This window comes from Chloroflexota bacterium (assembly GCA_026708035.1).
GTDB lineage: Bacteria > Chloroflexota > UBA11872 > UBA11872 > UBA11872 > JAJECS01.
The window spans coordinates 86,833-102,138 of sequence record JAPOVQ010000017.1 but is presented as its reverse complement, the minus strand read 5'-3'; the positions used below and the strand labels follow the sequence as shown (position 1 = coordinate 102,138).

The following is a 15,306-nucleotide window of genomic DNA, read 5'->3' as shown; positions in this document are numbered from 1 at the left end:
CTCTGCCCTCAGCGGGATCCGGCTCAGACTCCGAGCGGCGCCGCCCGCGCCTGCCCCCGCTCCCCTCGGCGGGAGAGGGTTGGGATGAGGGGGGTCCGTCAGTCATGCCTTGTCTCCGGATTCACGCTTGCCCGCTTCTCGCAGCGAGCGGAAATAGCCTTCGTCACGGCGCCGGGCCATGTGCGCGTTCAACTCGGTCAACGCCTCATCGAGGCGCTCGAGCGCCTCGGCGGGCATCCCGTCCAGCGCCCCCGCCAGGAACGTGGCGAGGGCCTGTTCGTGGGCCTCGAGCGCCTCGAGCCCCTGCGGCGTGGCGCTCACCACGGCGTGGCGGCGGTCATCCGGGTCCTCCGCCCGCGTCGCCAGGCCCGCGCGAACCAACGAATCGACGCTCTGCGAGGCCCATTGCTTGCTCACCATCAGTCGGCCGCCAAGATCGCTCATGCGGCAACTGCGGTGGCGCAAGGCGCGCAGCGCCTGATGCTGCGGCATGGTGAGCTCCAGCTCATCCGCATGGGCGGCGGCAAACCGCATCGCAATCCGCCCCATGCGCCGGCCGAGCACCAGGAGCTGCCGCGCGGTCTGCCTGAGGGCGTCAGTCGCCCCGTTGACGCTGTCGGTCTCGGCTCGTTCGTCAATTTCACGGACCGTCATGATGGCAGATCGTACGGTGACCGGACGATTGTGTCAAGGGGGATTGTTGAGAGCGTCGCGGGTCCCGGGCTGCGCGCAGCCTGGGCCACCGAGGCGCGCCGTGTCTCCCCCTCACCCCAACCCGCTCCCACGGTGGCGAGAGGGGGTCGGGCCGCCCCTGGAAGCCCTACGGCCCGAACAGCGGCAGGCCCGGAATTCCGATCTTGACCCGGTAGAGCGCGCCTTCGCGGCAGGTGATGAACAGCTCGTCGTTGTCCGGTCCGCCGAAACAGCAGTTCGCGGGTTTCTCGTGTCCCACGGGAATGTCCAGGTCGATTTCGCCCTCTGGCGTCACCCGCCGCACGCGGTAGGCGCCGTAGACCGCGACGTAGAGATTCCCCTCGATGTCCAGGCACATGCCGTCGGGGGCCCACCAGTTGTCCTGGCCCTCGCGCAGGTCCGCCAGCACGCCGCGATTGGCCAGCGAGCCGTCGGCGCGGATGTCGTAGGTCAGCGCCTCGCCGGTGTGCGAGTCGGCGACATAGAGCACCGAGCCGTCGGCGTTCACGTTGACGCCGTTGGGCCAGGCCACGTCCGCCGCCAGCTGCACATCCCCGCCGGGACCCAGCCGATAGACGCGGCCGGGGGGCGGGTCCTGGGCGTAGTGGCCCTTGGGCGCGGTGAAATAGAGCGCGCCGGTGGGATGGAAGGTGAGATCGTTGGGCGACCCGAGCGGCCCGCCCTCGAACTCGTCGACCACGGTGAACACCTGTCGCGACGGCGTGACGCGGGCAATGCGGCAGCCGAAGAGGTCGGTGACATAGCAGTCGCCGTTCCAGTGCACCGCCGTCCCGTTGGGCGCCGCCAGCCGCACATACGGCTCGCAGCCGCCGTGGCGCGACACCCGCCACAGCGTGTGCTCGGTGCTGTCGCCCACGTAGAGCCGCCCCTGGGCATCCATGGCCGGCCCTTCGGCCGACAGCAGTCGGTCCACCCACAGCTCCACCGGCCCCTGAAATTCCGCCGCCATCTGCCTCGCCCCCGTGCGCCGCGCCCCACCCGCGAGCATGCCCCGACGCGGGTGGGGCGGCAACCGGCCGATTCCTTCTCCTAGCGGTCTTGCTCCCTCCCCCTAGCAGGGGGAGGGCTGGGGTGGGGGTCCTCCGTCGATCCAAAGCCGCGGCGGGGCCTGACCCTCTCCGGTCTCGGCATGGATGCCGAGACCTGCCTCTCCCTTGAAGGGAGAGGCCAAAACTGCGTCCCGCGAGCGGACGACGACCGATCAGGCGGTGGACTGGATCAGCGCGCGAAGGTAGCCGAGGCACCAGGCCCGGGAAAGGTCGTTGTCCGGCGTGTCGCCCAGGACGCCGGGGTAGTGGTCGGGCATGACGTAGCCGTCGAAGCCCGCTTCGTGCAGCAGGCGCATGTGCTCGGCGGCGTCGAAATCGCCCTCGTCGGGGAATACCTCGTGGAAGCGGGGCACGGTGCCGCGGACGTTGCGGAAGTGGATGGCAAAAAGCTTGCCCTGCGCGCCGAAGCGACGCAGCGCGCCGGTCATGTCGCCGCCGGACTCCTGCAGGGTGCCCAGGCAGAAGAGCAGACCGACGCCCGGGTCGGCATAGCGGTCGAGCAGGACCCCGAGCCCCTCGGGTGTCGCGAACGGCTGGGCCACGCCGCGGTAGACCGGCAGCGGGGGATCGTTGGGGTGAAAGCCCAGCCGCACGCCGGCGGCGCGGGCCGCGGGGAGGACGGCGTCCATGAACCGGTCGAGCCGGCGCCAGACCTCCGGCTCGTCAACGCGAGGGCCGTCGGCGCCGTTGCCGCCCCAGGTGACGAGGTCGCCGGCGTCGAGCCGGTCGGCGTCAAAGGTGCGCAGCACGGCCCCGGCGCGGCCCAGCGGCTCGTCGCGGTAGCCGCGCCAGTCGTGCTGCGCCTCGTCGGCATGGGCGATGGCGAAGCCGCAGGTGAGCAGGTCGATGCCGTGATCCCCCAGCAGGCGGACGGTCTCGCAGAGCGCCTCGAGCTCGCCAGCGGCGCGCTCCGCGTCGCCCTGCAGGACGCCGGCAATCAGCGGGCGGCTGAGCTCCATACCGCCGAGCGCCAGGTCGAACTCGGCGAAGCGCCCCAGCAGCGCGCGAAAGCCGTCCCGGTCCACGTGGCCGCCGCTAGCCTCCGCCCCGGGAAACCGGATCCAGCGCAACGTGCCGCCCTGGACGCCAAGCTGCCGCACCAGCTGCAGGTGCTCGCGGGAGGTCGAGGCGTAGCGCAGTCCGAGCTTGATCATGGAGTCATCGTGCGGTTCGGATTCACTTGGTACGAGGTCCGCCCTCGGCCCGGTACTCCTCGACCACGCGCGCTACATCCGCAGGGCCGAGGCCCTGCTCTCTCGCGCGGTGCTCCCCATAGTGAAGGATCTCGCGCCACGGCTCCTCTTCCATCTGACGGAGCGGCGGATTCCGAGAGACGTCGCTGCTCGACTGCCTCTTCCGCTTCATTGTCTCGTCATCCCGGCCGGTGCCCCTCGGTCGCTTCGCCTCGCAGGGCGGCCAGGGCTTTCTGGTAGGCGCGCTGGGCCATGAAGTGGCGCAGGCGGGCGGGGGCGGTGCGGTCCAGGTTGGCGGTGAGGCGGTCGACCTCGGCCAGGGCGGAGGCGACCTCGGGGCCGCCGCCCTGGTCGATGGCGTCGAGCAGGCGCTGCAGCGCGGCCTCCAGGTCAGCTGCGCCGGGCCAGTTGGTTGTGCTCACTCGTACTTCATTCCCTTCGACGTCCCCGTCTCGTGTGTCGTCCGGCCCTTGGATGACTCAACGCCTCGTAGAGGCGGTTCGCGAACCGCCCCTACCAAAGCACCCGCCGCTAAGTGTCCGTTAGCCAGCGAGCGCGGCGTCGAGGGTGATTTCGATGTTGCCGCGCAGCGCGTTGGAGATCGGGCAGCCCTGCTCGCCCTGTGCGGCCAGGTCGGCGAAGCCGTCGGCGTCGAGGCCGTCCACCGTGCCCCGCACGGTGAGGGCGCTCGAGGCCACCATCATGCCGCCGCCGGGCTTGGGCGCGAACGTGACCACGGCCGAGACCTCGAGCCGCGTGGGTGGGTGGCCGGCCTCGGTGAGCGTGTGTGAAAGCGCCATGGCGTAGCAGCTGGCGTGCGCCGCGGCGATCAGCTCCTCCGGGCTGGTCTTGCCCTCGGGCTCCTCGGTGCGGGCGGCCCAGGTGACGCCCTGGGTCGCAATGGCGCCGCTGCCGACCGAGAACTCGCCGTTGCCCCCGACGAGATCGCCGGTCCACACCGCGTCCGCACGTCGCGTGATGTCAGCCATGGGTCTTCCTTTCGCAGCCTCAGGGTTCCCGCTCGGCGGGGTCGCGGTCATTGTGCGAATGCACCCATGGCCGGGCAAGTCACAAGAGGAGCGACCTCACCCCAACCCTCTCCCATCCCAGGGAGAGGGGGTCAGCCGTCACCACCTGGGCGTTGCGCCGTCGCAATCGGCCGCCGAGCGCCATGGCGTCCGGTCCCTTCTCCCCTGGTGGGAGAAGGTGAGGATGAGGGGGAATCGGGTGGCGCGCCCACTAGAGCGCGCCTCCGGTTGCCTTGCAGGCGCTACGCTTGCTCTGGCGACCGTCGCGGCACGATCCGCACAGACCCGGAGCGCTCCCCATGCCGCAGCTCACCGGCGGGCAGGCCGTCGTCGCCGGGTTGCGCCGGGCCGGGATCGACACGCTGTTCGGCATTCCGGGCGTGCACAACGGCGGGCTGTACGACGCGCTGCTGGACGCGCCCGACCTGCGGCTGGTGATTACGCGTCACGAGCAGGGCGCGGCCTTCATGGCCGACGGCTACGCGCGCGCCTCGGGTCGCACCGCGTGCGTGGTCACGATCACGGGACCGGGCATCACGAACGCATCAACCGGGCTGGCCGAGGCCTACGGCGAGTCGTCACCCGTCTTGCATATTGCCACCGCCCTGGGCGTGCGGTCGGAGCCGGCGGAAACCGGTGAACTCCACGAGCTGCGCGACCAATCGGGTCTGCTGCGGTCGCTGGTGGCCCATCACCAGCTCGTCGAGTCGGTATCTGATATTCCGCACGCCATCCAGCGGGGCCTGCGGGCCATGGCTGACGACCGGCCCGGACCGGTGAGCATTGAGATTCCGCTCGACCTGCTCACGGCCACGGACGACGTGGCGCTGCCCGAGCCGCTGCAGGTCACCCCACGCGCGCCCTCACCCGAGGCGGTTGATCGCGCCGCGGCGTTGCTGGCGGACGCCGACGCGCCCCTGCTCTTCCTGGGCAGCGGCGCCATGGACGCGGGGCCTGAGGCCGCCGCTCTGGCCGAGTGCCTGCACGCCCCGGTCTTGACGGCGCAGACCGGCAAGGGCGCGATTCCGGAGTCGCATCCGCTGGCCCTCGGGTGCAAGAACCGCCGCGACGAGAGTCTCTACGAGTTCCTACGCACGCGGGATCTCGTCCTTGTCGTCGGTTGCCGCCTTGGGGCGCGCATGACCGAGGACGGGCGCATGCCTCTGGCGCACACGGTGATCCAGATCGACCGCGACGCCGACGCGCTGGGGCGCTGGCACCCCGTCAGCGTGGCGCTGCACGCCGACGCCGCCACGGCGCTCAGCGAACTGCTGGAAGCGCTGCCCGACCAAGCGCCGCCGATCGACGACGGCCTGGAAGCTCAAGTGGACGAGCTGCGCCGCCTGCCGCAGGACGCCCTGGACGATCCGCGGTCGGCGGCCATCCTGGGCGCGCTGCGGGAGGTGCTGCCCGCCGATGCGGTGCTGGTCAACGACATGACGCTCACCAGCTACCACGCGGCGACGCTGTTCCCGGTCGACGTGCCCCGCGCCTATATGTTTCCCATCTACTTCGGCACGTTGGGCTTCAGCCTGCCCGCCGCGATCGGCGCGCAGATCGCCTGCCCCGAGCGGCCCGTGGTTTCGCTGAGCGGCGACGGCGGCTTCCTGTTCACCTCGGAAGAGCTGAACACGGCCATGCGCGAGACCGTGCCGGTGGTGGCGGTGGTGTTCAACGACCAGTCCTACGGCGCCATCGACGGGCACTTTCGAAACATCTTCGGCGGCCGCAGCGTCGACGTGCGGCTGCAGAATCCGGACTTCGTGGCCCTGGGTCGGGCCTATGGGGCAAACGCCGAGGCGGTGGACCGCCCCGACGCGCTGGCGCAGGCGGTCGCCCGCGCGCTTGACCGACCGGGCCCCACCCTGATCGAATACCACCTCGATCCGGTCTCGCCGTGACGACCGGTGCGGAGGCCATGCGCGACCGCGAAGTGAGTGGGGGGTGGATTCCCGCCCTCGCGGGAATGACAGAGGGATGCGCGAGTGTCCCCACAGCTCCGCGAGGCGCCGGCGCGGCACGGGCGGGTTTGACACCCGCCCCTACCAATCCCCTGGCCCGGCATCCGCGGTTCGCAGGTCGCCCGCTCGGCAGCCCTCCCCACTCGTCGCTCCGTGACCGCTAGCTCGCCCGGCGCCCGTACGTGGCTGCGGCGGGCGGCCCAGATCCTGGGATTAGCGGCGGTGTTCGCCATCGCGGTGCTGGCCGTGATCTACAGCGAGCAGGTGCAGGAGCGCTTCGCCGGGCTGGGGTACCTTGCGGTCTTCGTCATCACCATCGTCGCCGCGGCCACGGTCATCCTGCCCGCGCCCGGCGCGGTGAGCGTGGCCGCCTTCGGCGCCGCCCTCAATCCGTGGCTGGTGGGCCTTGTGGCCGCTACCGGCCAGACCATCGGCGAGCTCTCGGGCTACTACATCGGCTGGAGCGGGCGCGGGGTGGTGCAGAACGTGCGGGGCTATGCGGCAATCAAGCGCTGGATGGATCGGCACGGGGTGGCGACGCTGTTCGTCCTGGCGATGATCCCAAACCCCGTGTTCGACGTGGCGGGAATGATTGCGGGCGCCAGCCGGTTTGGCGTGGTCAAGTTCATCGCCGCCTCGTGGCCGGGGCGCGCGATCAAGAACATCGGCTTCGCCTTCGCCGGGGCCCTGGGCATCGAATGGCTCGGGCTCCTCGGCGCGTAGGCGCTTCTCAGCCTGCCGGCGCCTCCGCAGCAGCCTCGGGTTCGCCACCATCGTCGCCGGCCACGCGGCGTCTCAGCTCGTCATACGCGAAGAGGCCGATGGCCGCCAGGAACAGCAGCACCACCAAAAACCCAATACCCGCCAGCAAGCCCGTGATCACCCGCATCGTCGACCACCTTTCCTCGCCGCGGACCGCGTCGCCCCAAGTATATCGCCGCCCTCCGGCTTCACTCGCTGCGATCGGTGAGCCGAGCACGCAGTCGCCCCGGGTCACGGTTGCTCGGGCGTGGCCCTGCCGGCCGCAGTCGTCAGCGCCGGCGTGCTCAAGCTCACCGACGGGTCGACGGGCCCGCTGCCGGGCACCAGCAGTCCTTCAAGCTCCCAGCAACCCTGGGGATCGCCTTGGTTTCGGGGCAATCCACCTCGTCCCACCGGAGCCGTGCATCGTCGTTCCATACTTCTGTAACGGTTCGGTGTCTCAGGTCGCGGCGCCATTAAGCGGCGGCCGGGTCGCCTCTGGTCCGTCGCCGGCGGCGTGGGCGAACTTGCCACACCCGTTGGCGCGCCCCATTTCTCCGGCAGGCTCAGGCGCGTGAGCGGCCGCCCTCTCGGTTCGTGCGCAGTTCCAGGAGTCGTCGTCGCCGCGGGGAGCTTCGCACCGTTGTATCGCCCGGCGTGACCGCTGCGGCGTGCCTTAAGAATCTTTGCCGTGACTTTGGACATTTTCGGCGCTAACAGGTTTGGAGCGCTGTTGCGACCCCCCCACGGCTACGGCTACCCTATAGCCTCCCGTCATGCCCTAGGAGCCGTCACGCCGTTGGCCGAAGTCCTCCCCAATCGCACGTGGGAAGCCGCGCTCGGCGTGCTACAGGTCGAGGTGCCCAAGGCCGAGTATCTCGCTTGGTTTCAGGGCGCCCGCTTGGTGGAGTCGAGCGACGGCGAGTTCGTGGTCGGCGTTCCGACCGTCTTCGCCAAAGAGATCGTCGACCGCCGCTACCGCGATGTTGTGACGCGGGCGGCGTCGAAAGCTTCCGGGCGTGACGTGGCCGTTACTATTGTTGTCAGCCCGGCCGCGACTCCCGTCACGTCGCCCGCACTTGCCGACCCCGCGCCCAAGATTTCTGCGCCGAGGCCATCGGTGGGGCTGCACCCGCGGCTGACCTTCGAGCGCTTTGTCGTCGGCACGGCCAACAGGCTCGCCCACGCCGCGGCCTTGCGCGTCTGCGAGGCGCCGGGCCACGTGTACAACCCGCTATTCCTCTACAGCGGCGTGGGCTTGGGCAAGACCCATCTGCTGCATGCGATCGGCCATGCCATCGCGGCCCGCGACCCCGACGCCCGGGTGCTCTACGTCCCGTGCGAGACGTTTACCAACGACCTGCTGCACTCGATCCGCACCGAGGATCGCGGTGCCCGCGCGCGCCGCTTTCGCGAGCGCTATCGCTCGGTCGACGTCCTGCTGATCGACGACGTCGAGTTCCTGTCGCGGACGGAAACCTCACAGGAGGAGGTCTTCCATACGTTCAACGCCCTGTATTCCCAGGGCCGCCAGATCGTGCTCAGCAGCGACCAGCCGCCGTCGGAGATTCCCCGTCTCTTCGCGCGCCTGCGCAGCCGCTTCGAGTCCGGGCTGGTCGCCGATTTGCAGGCGCCGGACCTCGATCTCCGGCGGGCGATCCTGGAGACCATCGCCGCGAGCGAGGGCGCCCGGCTGCCATCCGAGGTGGCGGACTTCCTGGCGCACCGCGTCCGCCGGAACATGCGTGAGCTCGAAGGCGCCCTGCGTCGCACCCTGATTTATGCCGAGTTGAGCGGGCTGCCGCTGACGCCGGATACGGCGGCTCGCGCTCTCGACGGTCTGGGCGCCGCGTCGCACCCACGCCCGATCGCCGCACGCCACGTGCTCGACCGCACCGCAGCGCACTTTGCCGTGCCGCTCGAGGATCTCTCCGGGTCCCGGCGGGACGCCCCAACCGCCCACGCGCGCCAGGTGGCGATGTATCTGCTTCGCAACGACTCGTCCCTGTCGCTGCCGGAGATTGGGCGAACCCTCGGCGGCCGCGATCACACCACCGCCCTTCACGGCTGCCGCAAGATCGAGCGGCTCATTCAACTGGACGACCGTCTCAAGAACGATATCGAGACCATTCGCGCCCAGCTCGCGGACATCGCCTAGCCGATCTGCCCCCGACATATGCGGTGGGACGCTTCCAAGAAAGACTCCCCACTTACTCGACATTGCCGCGCATCCCCGTCTACCGCCATTCACAAGGGTGGGGCTGCCTGGCTTCCTTTTCACCACCCGGTGTGTGGAAAACCAAGGCCTCCCTGTGGATAACCCCTGGTCACTGTTGATACTTCGCCTCGGTCGCGCCGGCTCGTCACGGTCGCTCGTGGCCGTCCACGCTCGCCCACAAATCGTCCACTCCCATGAAATTCGAGTCAGCGGCCAGGTCGCTTCGAGTCGCCGGCAGGCCCGCCGGCGTAATCCACGGCTTTCCCCTGCCTACGCCTACTACTCCGAGAATTGGTATAGATCAGGAAACTCCTAGCGGAAGACGTCTGTGGATTGACAGCCAGCATTTGCGCGATCGCCAATCAGAAGGGCGGGGTAGGCAAGACCACCACGGCGGTGAATCTTGCGGCGGCGCTTGCCGTGCGGGAGCACCGCGTGCTGCTGATCGACTTTGACGCCCAGGGCAGCACCAGTCGACTGCTCGGTGAAGAGCTGGCGTCGTCGACGATCGCCGACGTGCTCCTCGAGGGGGCGGCGGTCGAAAGCGCGACGGTGACGACTGGCCGCCGCGGCCTCATGCTCATGCCCGGGGACCCGCGCATGGCCGAGTATGTCCTCGCCGATCCGAACGTGATGCGGCGCGCCCTGGAAGCGGCGATCAAGGCCTACGCGTACGTCATCATCGACTGTCCGCCGTCGCTAGAGGGCGCCACGCTGCTCGCGCTGCTGACCTGCGACGAGGTGATCGTGCCGGTGCAGTGCGAATACCTGGCGCTAGAGGGACTGGCCAGTTTGATGGAGGCGCTGGGAGGCGTGGGTCGAATGCGCGCCGAGCCACCGCGAATGCGGTATCTGCTGACAATGTTCGACCGCCGCAATAATCTGGCGTGGGAGGTCGCGCGGGAGGTGCAGGGGCATTTTGGCGAGCAGGTGGCGGAGGCCGTGATTCCCCGGAGCGTCCGGCTCGCGGAGTCGCCGGGGTTCCGCCGAACGATCTTCGAGCACGATCCGAGAGGAGCCGCGGCAGCCGCCTATCAGGCGTTGGCGGTCGAGGTGGAGCGGCGTGGCGTCTAGACGGGCGCTTGGCCGGGGACTGGAGAACGTCTTCGCCGACACGCTGGGGGCGCGGCGGTCGGTGCCGGTGAGCAGCATTGAGGCGAACCCGCGACAGCCGCGCCAGGGGATCGGCGAGGGCGAGCTTGAGGGGCTGGCGGAGTCGATCCGGCGGCACGGGGTGCTGCAGCCCGTGATGGTGAGTGCGCGGGACGATCACCCAGGTCGTTACTACCTGGTGGCGGGCGAGCGCCGGTGGCGGGCAGCACGGCTGGCGGGCCTGAGTGAGGTGCCGGCGACGATTGTGACGGTGGACGGCCGCCAGCAGTTGGAGCTGGCGTTGGTGGAGAATCTGCAGCGGACGGACCTGGATCCGCTGGATCGGTCGCAGGCCTACCGGGTATTGCTGGAGGAGTTTGGGTTGACGCAGGAAGGGGTGGCGGAGGCGTTGGGCGTGAGCCGACCGTCGGTGGCGAATGCCCTGCGACTCCTCAACCTGGATGAAGCGTCGCTGAACGCGTTGCGTGCGAGCGAGATTAGCGAAGGTCACGCCCGGGCGCTTCTGAGCGTGTCGGATGTGTCGGCGCGCAGCCGCCTGCTCGCGGCGATCAAGGAACAGGGCCTATCGGTCCGGGAGGCGGAGCGCTGGGCGGCGGCTGGGGAAGGCCGGTCGCAACCGTCGCGGGCGAGCAGGAGCCCGACGGAAGCGGAGATCGCGTGGAACCGGGAAGTCGGCAGTGTGCTGGAACGGATCCAGCGGAACCTGGGCACGCGGGTGCGGCTGCGCGGCGGCGAGCGGCGGGGCCGAATCGTCCTGGAGTACTACAGCGAGGAAGAGTTGGCGCAGCTCATCGACCGGCTGACGGTGGCCTAGGATGTTTCACGTGAAACATTGCGCGCCGTCTCCGAAGGTGAAGCGGGCACCTGCTGTATCGGCAGGGCGGGAGTAGGGCGCGTGGGCTCGCGGCGACGCTCGACACGCCGCCGCCGGCGGGACCCCGTGCGTCGAATACCGGCGACCGTGATCCCGGCGACAGCCGACGACGCGCCGGTGGAGGTTGTCGCACGACCACCTCGTGGCGAGACGACGGACCTGCCTGGGCTGCCGTTCCTGCGCCGCGACCTGGCGTCGAGCCTGACCATCCTGGCGGTGCTGATCGTTGGGTTGGTCGTGACGTCGCTGGTGATCTAGAGAATCGCTGCCGGATGGCCTTCCTCTAGGACGGAGACGCTTGCGGCCACGGCCGATGGCCTGAGCCCGAGCCTCGGAGGACCCCCTCCCCAGCCCTCCCCCTGCTAGGGCGAGGGGAAAAAACTGATCCGGGACGGCGATTCGGCGTTAGCCCCTGCCGATGAACGGTTGCTGGAGCGGCAGCACCGTGGCCTCCAGCAGCTGAACGTGCGGCGGCAGCGACGCCATGGTCACCGCGACCTGGGCCACGGACTCCACGCCCATCATCGGCTCGCGGTTCTCTTCGGTTTCGATCTCTTCCCGCCGCTCCACCCGCGTATTGCCCGGGTTGATGCAGCAGGCGGAGATGCCGTGATCGCGGCCCTCGAGCGACGTGACCTGGGTGAGGCCCCAGAGGCCGAACTTGCTGGCGCTGTAGGCAGCGGACTCGGGCCGCACCCGCTGCGCCGAAATGCTGGCGATGTTGATGATGCGGCCGCGGCCCTGCGGGCGCATCAGGCGCATGGCCGCCCGCGTGCAGAGGAAGGCGCCGGTGAGATTGGTCCCGATGACCGTTTGCCAAGTGTCGAGCGGGTGCTCGTGCAGCGGCGCCGGCAGCGAAAGCCCCGCGTTGTTGACGAGGACGTCCAACCGCTGGAAACGAGCGGCGGCTTCGGCGAAGACCCGCTCGACATCCGCTTCGACCTGCACATCGGACGGGACGCCCACCACCACTCCGCCGTAGGCCTCCAGCTCGGCGACGGTGGCCGCGAGCAACTCCGCGTCGCGCGCCGTGATCAGCACGTCGGCGCCGGCCATCGCGAATGCGCGCGCGATGCCCTTGCCGATGCCGCGATTCCCTCCAGTAACGATCGCCGTCTGGCCCGCCAGCCCGCCGTTTGCCTCAGCCGTCATAGCCGCGTTCCCCCTGCTTCGCCGTGATTCCCAAACTCTCCACAAGCATCGCATCGCCCGCCGGGCTCACGGCGGCCCCGAAGACATGGCGGCAAGCCGCTGCACGGCCGCGGGCGGCGGACCGGTGTCCAGCCGATCACGGATGGACTGGGCGCACTCTGCCGGGCTCATGACGGCAGTGTCGACTTCGAGGTCGTAGATGCCCGGCTGGTGGACTTCGCGCTGCCAGCGTTCCGCGCCGGACTCGGAGAATCCGGCCGATCGGCTCTCGCCCCAGCCGGTCGAGCGACGGCGCTCCAGGATGACGTCAATGGGGCAACGCACGCCGACCAGCAGGGCTGGCAGGCCGTGCAGCCGGCGGGCGCATTCGGCCAGGATTCCGCGCGGCACGGCGAAGCCGTCGTGGTGGCCGAAGTCCGATACGACGTTCAGCCCCAGACGGCTATGGGCGGCGATGGACTCGTAGAGCGCGGCGTAGAACTGCACGACGAGCGGCTCGAGGTCCGGGCGCTCCCCGCCGGGCCGCAGCCCGAGCCCCGGCGAATAGCGCTGCGGCATGACGCCCGACATGTGGGCATCCACGCCCAGATTCATCCACGGTCCGTCGAAGGTGTCCTGGACCACGGCGGCAATGCTGGATTTCCCGGACCGCGGGGCGCCGTTAAGGATGACGATCCGGCCCAAGGCCAGCGGCTCCTTTGACGTCACGACGGCCAGACGCAGCGGAAGCCGACGTTCCCAGCCGAACTGTCGGGCGTGTTGGCGCTGCGCGCGGCGACGCGATAGCGGTTGCAATAGGAGCGGTGGCACAGATAGGAGCCGCCGCGCAGCACCCGCGCGGTGCCGGCGGGCGGGCCTGCGGGGTTCTCGCGCGGGCCCTGGACCTGAAACGTGGGGTGGAACCAGTCGCCGCACCACTCCCACACGTTGCCGGCGGCGTTGAACAGGCCGTAGCCGTTCGGCGGGAATGCGTCCACCGGCGCGGTTCCGAGATATCCGTCGCCGAGCGTGTTTCGCCGCGGAAACTCGCCCTGCCAGATGTTGCAGCGGTGCTGCCGGCGGGGTGTGAGCGTGTCGCCCCAGGGATAGCGCCGCTGTTCCAGGCCGCCGCGCGCCGCGTATTCCCACTCGGCCTCGGTCGGCAGGCGCGCGCCCGCCCAGGCGGCGAAAGCGGCGGCGTCGTTCCAGGACACATGCACTACGGGGTGGTTTTGCCGCCCGTCGAGCGAGCTCTCGGGGCCTTCGGGGTGGCGCCAGGTGGCGCCGGTCACCGGCACCCACCAGGGCGTGGCCTCGGGGCGCTGGGGGTGCCGCCGCTGGACGTCCTCGGACACGAGCAGCTGGAAGACGAAGGACCAGCCGAAGCGCTCGGCGTCGGTGGCGTACTTCGTCGCGTCGACGAAGGCGGCGAAGTGGGCGTTGGTCACGGCGCAAGCGCCCACGCGAAAGGCGCTCACCGACACCCGGCGCACTGGGCCTTCGCCATCTTCGGGAAAACCGGCGGGGTCGTTGGAGCCCATCAGGAACGATCCGCCGGGCAGGCGGACGGTGTCGTCCGGGGGCGCGGCGCCGGACTTCCCCTCACCCCGACCCTCTCCCGCAAGGGGAGAGGGGGCCGGAGGTGCCCCGTGGGAAGCGGCGCCGGGAACGGGCGGACCTGGGCTCCGGCCCCGCATCGAGTGCGGGGCCGGCTCTTCGCCGGAATAACGAGGAGGTGGCGGCCGCTGCGCGGCGCCGGGTTCCCCCTCGCCCCAACCCTCTCCCGCATGGGGAGAGGGGGCCGGACTCGCCGCAAGAGGTGAAGGCCGCGGGGCGCAGCACGGGGGCGACGACTGGGGCTGGTCGGTGGTCATGGGAGGGAGAGGTCGTGGTGCGAGCGGGCCAAGAGTCGAGACCGGGCTAGTCGGAGCACTCGGATCCCGCGGCTGGATCCGCCGGGCCTACCACGCTCAGGACCACGGGGTTCGCGGCGTCGCCGAAGCCCACGCGCAGCACGTCGGCGTCGAACTGCAGGTCCACGAAGGACAGGGCCCGGCGCAGCTGGGCCTCGCCGTCCGGTTGGGAGGCCGCCGTGGCCAGCGCCTCGATCGCGTCCGCGCCGCCGATCTCGGTTAGCGCGCCGGGCAGCGGGTCGCCGCCGGACGCGGTCTGCGCCAGATGAATGACCAGCTGCGTCGCCTCGGTTCCCACGCGGTCCGCCAGCGCGGCGAGCAGGAAGGCCGGGGTCACGGTGTCGAGGGCCGCGGCAATCGCCATCACGCGCGCCATGCGCGGCGGGCGGCGCTCGCCCTTCTCGATATGGCTCAGGAACGAGTGGGACAGCCCGCAGCACGCCGCCAGCGCTCGATAGGAGAGCCCGCGCGCCAAGCGGGCGCGGCGCAATGCCTCGGGGAACCGCAGCCCAGCCTCTGCGCCTGCCATGGCGGCATTGTACGCGAATGGTTGACACGCGGCGACACGCGGCGTACTCTTGGCGTGTACAACGCCGGATGTGGCTATGGGCCGCCCCAAGGCTCGGCGCCACCCGCAAAGGAGGACGCGTGCTTGATGTGCAGATCGACGGCGCCGCGGCCGTCATCACCGCCCAGTCCCAGGGGCATGCCGATAAGGCCCGCTACGCCGTGCCGACGCGGGCGCTGCGCGCGGCGATGGAGCAAACCCGCGAAGGGCTCGGCCTCGAGGAGTTCGAGCGCTTCGAACACGCCTGGGTGGGCCAGGTGCTGGGCGCGGTGACCGATGCGCGGGCGGCCCCGGGTATCCGCCGCTACATCAGCCAGGCGTTCGACGACGAGGCGCTGGCGCGCGGACTGCTGCTGCAAGGCCACTGGCACTGCCCGCGTTGCGGGTCGCCGGGCAGCCAATGGTCCGCCGGCTGCTTGGCCGCGACCTGTCCGCATCCCGGGCCGACCGGCGACGCGCAGTGGGACCATTGCCGGGTCGCCACGCACGACGACCTGCTCACGCTGATGGTCAGCGAGGGCTATCAGCGCGCCGGTCGACTGGCGTCGGGCGCCGACGTCCAGGCCCTGGACGCGGACTGGCAGACGCTGGTGCGAGGAGCGCCGCCGGCGCTGGCCGGCGAGCTGTCCCGCTGGGTCGCGCGCCTTCACGACGCCTACGCCGCGCGCACCACCGACGCGCTGATGTTTGCCGCGCGCCTGGGTCACGCCATCACCCTTGCCGACGAGCTCGACCCGGAGCGTCAGCTTGATTCCGCCCTGTCGGCCGCGGGCTATGCCGTCCGCGCCGAAGTTGCCGCCTGA

At 70.3% G+C, this 15,306-nt stretch carries 18 protein-coding genes; 7 read left to right on the top strand and 11 right to left on the bottom strand.

Going from position 1 to position 15,306, the window contains the following annotated elements; all coding sequences use genetic code 11:
- Positions 1-102: 102 nt before the first annotated feature.
- The 5 genes from OXG33_08030 to OXG33_08010 all read right to left on the bottom strand — a co-directional run bounded on the left by OXG33_08030 (position 103) and on the right by OXG33_08010 (position 3,945).
- A complete protein-coding gene (locus OXG33_08030; GenBank protein ID MCY4113870.1) occupies positions 103-654 on the bottom strand; it encodes a MarR family transcriptional regulator in 552 nt (183 codons plus the stop codon).
- 166 nt (positions 655-820) lie between these two features.
- Positions 821-1,663, bottom strand: coding sequence for an SMP-30/gluconolactonase/LRE family protein (locus tag OXG33_08025; GenBank protein MCY4113869.1), 843 nt, complete (start codon positions 1,661-1,663; stop codon positions 821-823).
- Positions 1,664-1,915: 252 nt separating this feature from the next.
- Positions 1,916-2,917 carry a mannonate dehydratase gene (locus OXG33_08020; GenBank protein ID MCY4113868.1) on the bottom strand — a complete coding sequence of 334 codons (1,002 nt, stop codon included), beginning with the start codon at positions 2,915-2,917 and terminating at the stop codon, positions 1,916-1,918.
- A 218-nt stretch (positions 2,918-3,135) separates the two neighbouring features.
- On the bottom strand, positions 3,136-3,378 hold the full coding sequence (locus tag OXG33_08015) for a hypothetical protein (protein ID MCY4113867.1): 243 nt from the start codon (positions 3,376-3,378) through the stop codon (positions 3,136-3,138).
- A 120-nt stretch (positions 3,379-3,498) separates the two neighbouring features.
- Positions 3,499-3,945: an OsmC family peroxiredoxin gene (locus OXG33_08010; protein MCY4113866.1), complete on the bottom strand. Its 447-nt coding sequence runs from the start codon at positions 3,943-3,945 to the stop codon at positions 3,499-3,501.
- Positions 3,946-4,283: 338 nt separating this feature from the next.
- Between OXG33_08010 and OXG33_08005 the strand changes: the two genes are divergently transcribed.
- Both OXG33_08005 and OXG33_08000 read left to right on the top strand, forming a co-directional pair.
- The gene (locus tag OXG33_08005) at positions 4,284-5,885 is read left to right on the top strand and encodes a thiamine pyrophosphate-binding protein (GenBank protein ID MCY4113865.1); all 1,602 of its coding nucleotides are present in this window, start codon (positions 4,284-4,286) and stop codon (positions 5,883-5,885) included.
- A gap of 213 nt (positions 5,886-6,098) precedes the next feature.
- The gene (locus tag OXG33_08000) at positions 6,099-6,668 is read left to right on the top strand and encodes a VTT domain-containing protein (GenBank protein ID MCY4113864.1); all 570 of its coding nucleotides are present in this window, start codon (positions 6,099-6,101) and stop codon (positions 6,666-6,668) included.
- A 7-nt stretch (positions 6,669-6,675) separates the two neighbouring features.
- On the opposite strand, the gene OXG33_07995 is transcribed toward OXG33_08000, so the two are convergent.
- Together OXG33_07995 and OXG33_07990 are read right to left on the bottom strand one after the other, a co-directional pair.
- Positions 6,676-6,834 carry a hypothetical protein gene (locus tag OXG33_07995; GenBank protein MCY4113863.1) on the bottom strand — a complete coding sequence of 53 codons (159 nt, stop codon included), beginning with the start codon at positions 6,832-6,834 and terminating at the stop codon, positions 6,676-6,678.
- Positions 6,835-6,938: 104 nt separating this feature from the next.
- The gene (locus tag OXG33_07990; protein MCY4113862.1) at positions 6,939-7,085 is read right to left on the bottom strand and encodes a hypothetical protein; all 147 of its coding nucleotides are present in this window, start codon (positions 7,083-7,085) and stop codon (positions 6,939-6,941) included.
- Between the two features lie 400 nt (positions 7,086-7,485).
- Between OXG33_07990 and dnaA the strand changes: the two genes are divergently transcribed.
- The 4 genes from dnaA (at position 7,486) to OXG33_07970 (ending at position 11,149) form a co-directional block, all read left to right on the top strand.
- Entirely contained in the window at positions 7,486-8,844 is a 1,359-nt protein-coding gene (dnaA, locus tag OXG33_07985; GenBank protein MCY4113861.1) for a chromosomal replication initiator protein DnaA, read from the top strand.
- A 393-nt stretch (positions 8,845-9,237) separates the two neighbouring features.
- Positions 9,238-9,978 (top strand): ParA family protein, encoded by a 741-nt coding sequence (locus tag OXG33_07980; protein MCY4113860.1) that lies wholly within the window; start codon positions 9,238-9,240, stop codon positions 9,976-9,978.
- Positions 9,968-10,831 (top strand): ParB/RepB/Spo0J family partition protein, encoded by an 864-nt coding sequence (locus tag OXG33_07975; protein ID MCY4113859.1) that lies wholly within the window; start codon positions 9,968-9,970, stop codon positions 10,829-10,831. Before OXG33_07980 ends, OXG33_07975 begins: the two co-directional genes overlap by 11 nt.
- 81 nt (positions 10,832-10,912) lie before the next feature.
- Positions 10,913-11,149 (top strand): hypothetical protein, encoded by a 237-nt coding sequence (locus OXG33_07970; GenBank protein ID MCY4113858.1) that lies wholly within the window; start codon positions 10,913-10,915, stop codon positions 11,147-11,149.
- 147 nt (positions 11,150-11,296) lie between these two features.
- On the opposite strand, the gene OXG33_07965 is transcribed toward OXG33_07970, so the two are convergent.
- The 4 genes from OXG33_07965 to OXG33_07950 all read right to left on the bottom strand — a co-directional run bounded on the left by OXG33_07965 (position 11,297) and on the right by OXG33_07950 (position 14,464).
- Positions 11,297-12,043 carry an SDR family NAD(P)-dependent oxidoreductase gene (locus OXG33_07965; GenBank protein ID MCY4113857.1) on the bottom strand — a complete coding sequence of 249 codons (747 nt, stop codon included), beginning with the start codon at positions 12,041-12,043 and terminating at the stop codon, positions 11,297-11,299.
- 66 nt (positions 12,044-12,109) lie between these two features.
- Entirely contained in the window at positions 12,110-12,733 is a 624-nt protein-coding gene (locus tag OXG33_07960; GenBank protein ID MCY4113856.1) for a chloramphenicol phosphotransferase, read from the bottom strand.
- Between the two features lie 14 nt (positions 12,734-12,747).
- The gene (locus tag OXG33_07955; GenBank protein ID MCY4113855.1) at positions 12,748-13,896 is read right to left on the bottom strand and encodes an SUMF1/EgtB/PvdO family nonheme iron enzyme; all 1,149 of its coding nucleotides are present in this window, start codon (positions 13,894-13,896) and stop codon (positions 12,748-12,750) included.
- Between the two features lie 46 nt (positions 13,897-13,942).
- Entirely contained in the window at positions 13,943-14,464 is a 522-nt protein-coding gene (locus OXG33_07950) for a helix-turn-helix transcriptional regulator (protein ID MCY4113854.1), read from the bottom strand.
- A gap of 119 nt (positions 14,465-14,583) precedes the next feature.
- Between OXG33_07950 and OXG33_07945 the strand changes: the two genes are divergently transcribed.
- Positions 14,584-15,306, top strand: a complete 723-nt coding sequence (locus tag OXG33_07945) for a hypothetical protein (protein ID MCY4113853.1) — start codon at positions 14,584-14,586, stop codon at positions 15,304-15,306.

Coding starts and splice junctions, on each gene's coding strand:
- OXG33_08030 (MCY4113870.1), bottom strand. CDS start 654: ATGACGGTCCGTGAAATTGACGAACGAGCCGAGACCGACAGCGTCAAC.
- OXG33_08025 (MCY4113869.1), bottom strand. CDS start 1,663: ATGGCGGCGGAATTTCAGGGGCCGGTGGAGCTGTGGGTGGACCGACTG.
- OXG33_08020 (MCY4113868.1), bottom strand. CDS start 2,917: ATGATCAAGCTCGGACTGCGCTACGCCTCGACCTCCCGCGAGCACCTG.
- OXG33_08010 (MCY4113866.1), bottom strand. CDS start 3,945: ATGGCTGACATCACGCGACGTGCGGACGCGGTGTGGACCGGCGATCTC.
- OXG33_08005 (MCY4113865.1), top strand. CDS start 4,284: ATGCCGCAGCTCACCGGCGGGCAGGCCGTCGTCGCCGGGTTGCGCCGG.
- OXG33_07995 (MCY4113863.1), bottom strand. CDS start 6,834: ATGCGGGTGATCACGGGCTTGCTGGCGGGTATTGGGTTTTTGGTGGTG.
- OXG33_07965 (MCY4113857.1), bottom strand. CDS start 12,043: ATGACGGCTGAGGCAAACGGCGGGCTGGCGGGCCAGACGGCGATCGTT.
- OXG33_07955 (MCY4113855.1), bottom strand. CDS start 13,896: ATGACCACCGACCAGCCCCAGTCGTCGCCCCCGTGCTGCGCCCCGCGG.
- OXG33_07950 (MCY4113854.1), bottom strand. CDS start 14,464: ATGGCAGGCGCAGAGGCTGGGCTGCGGTTCCCCGAGGCATTGCGCCGC.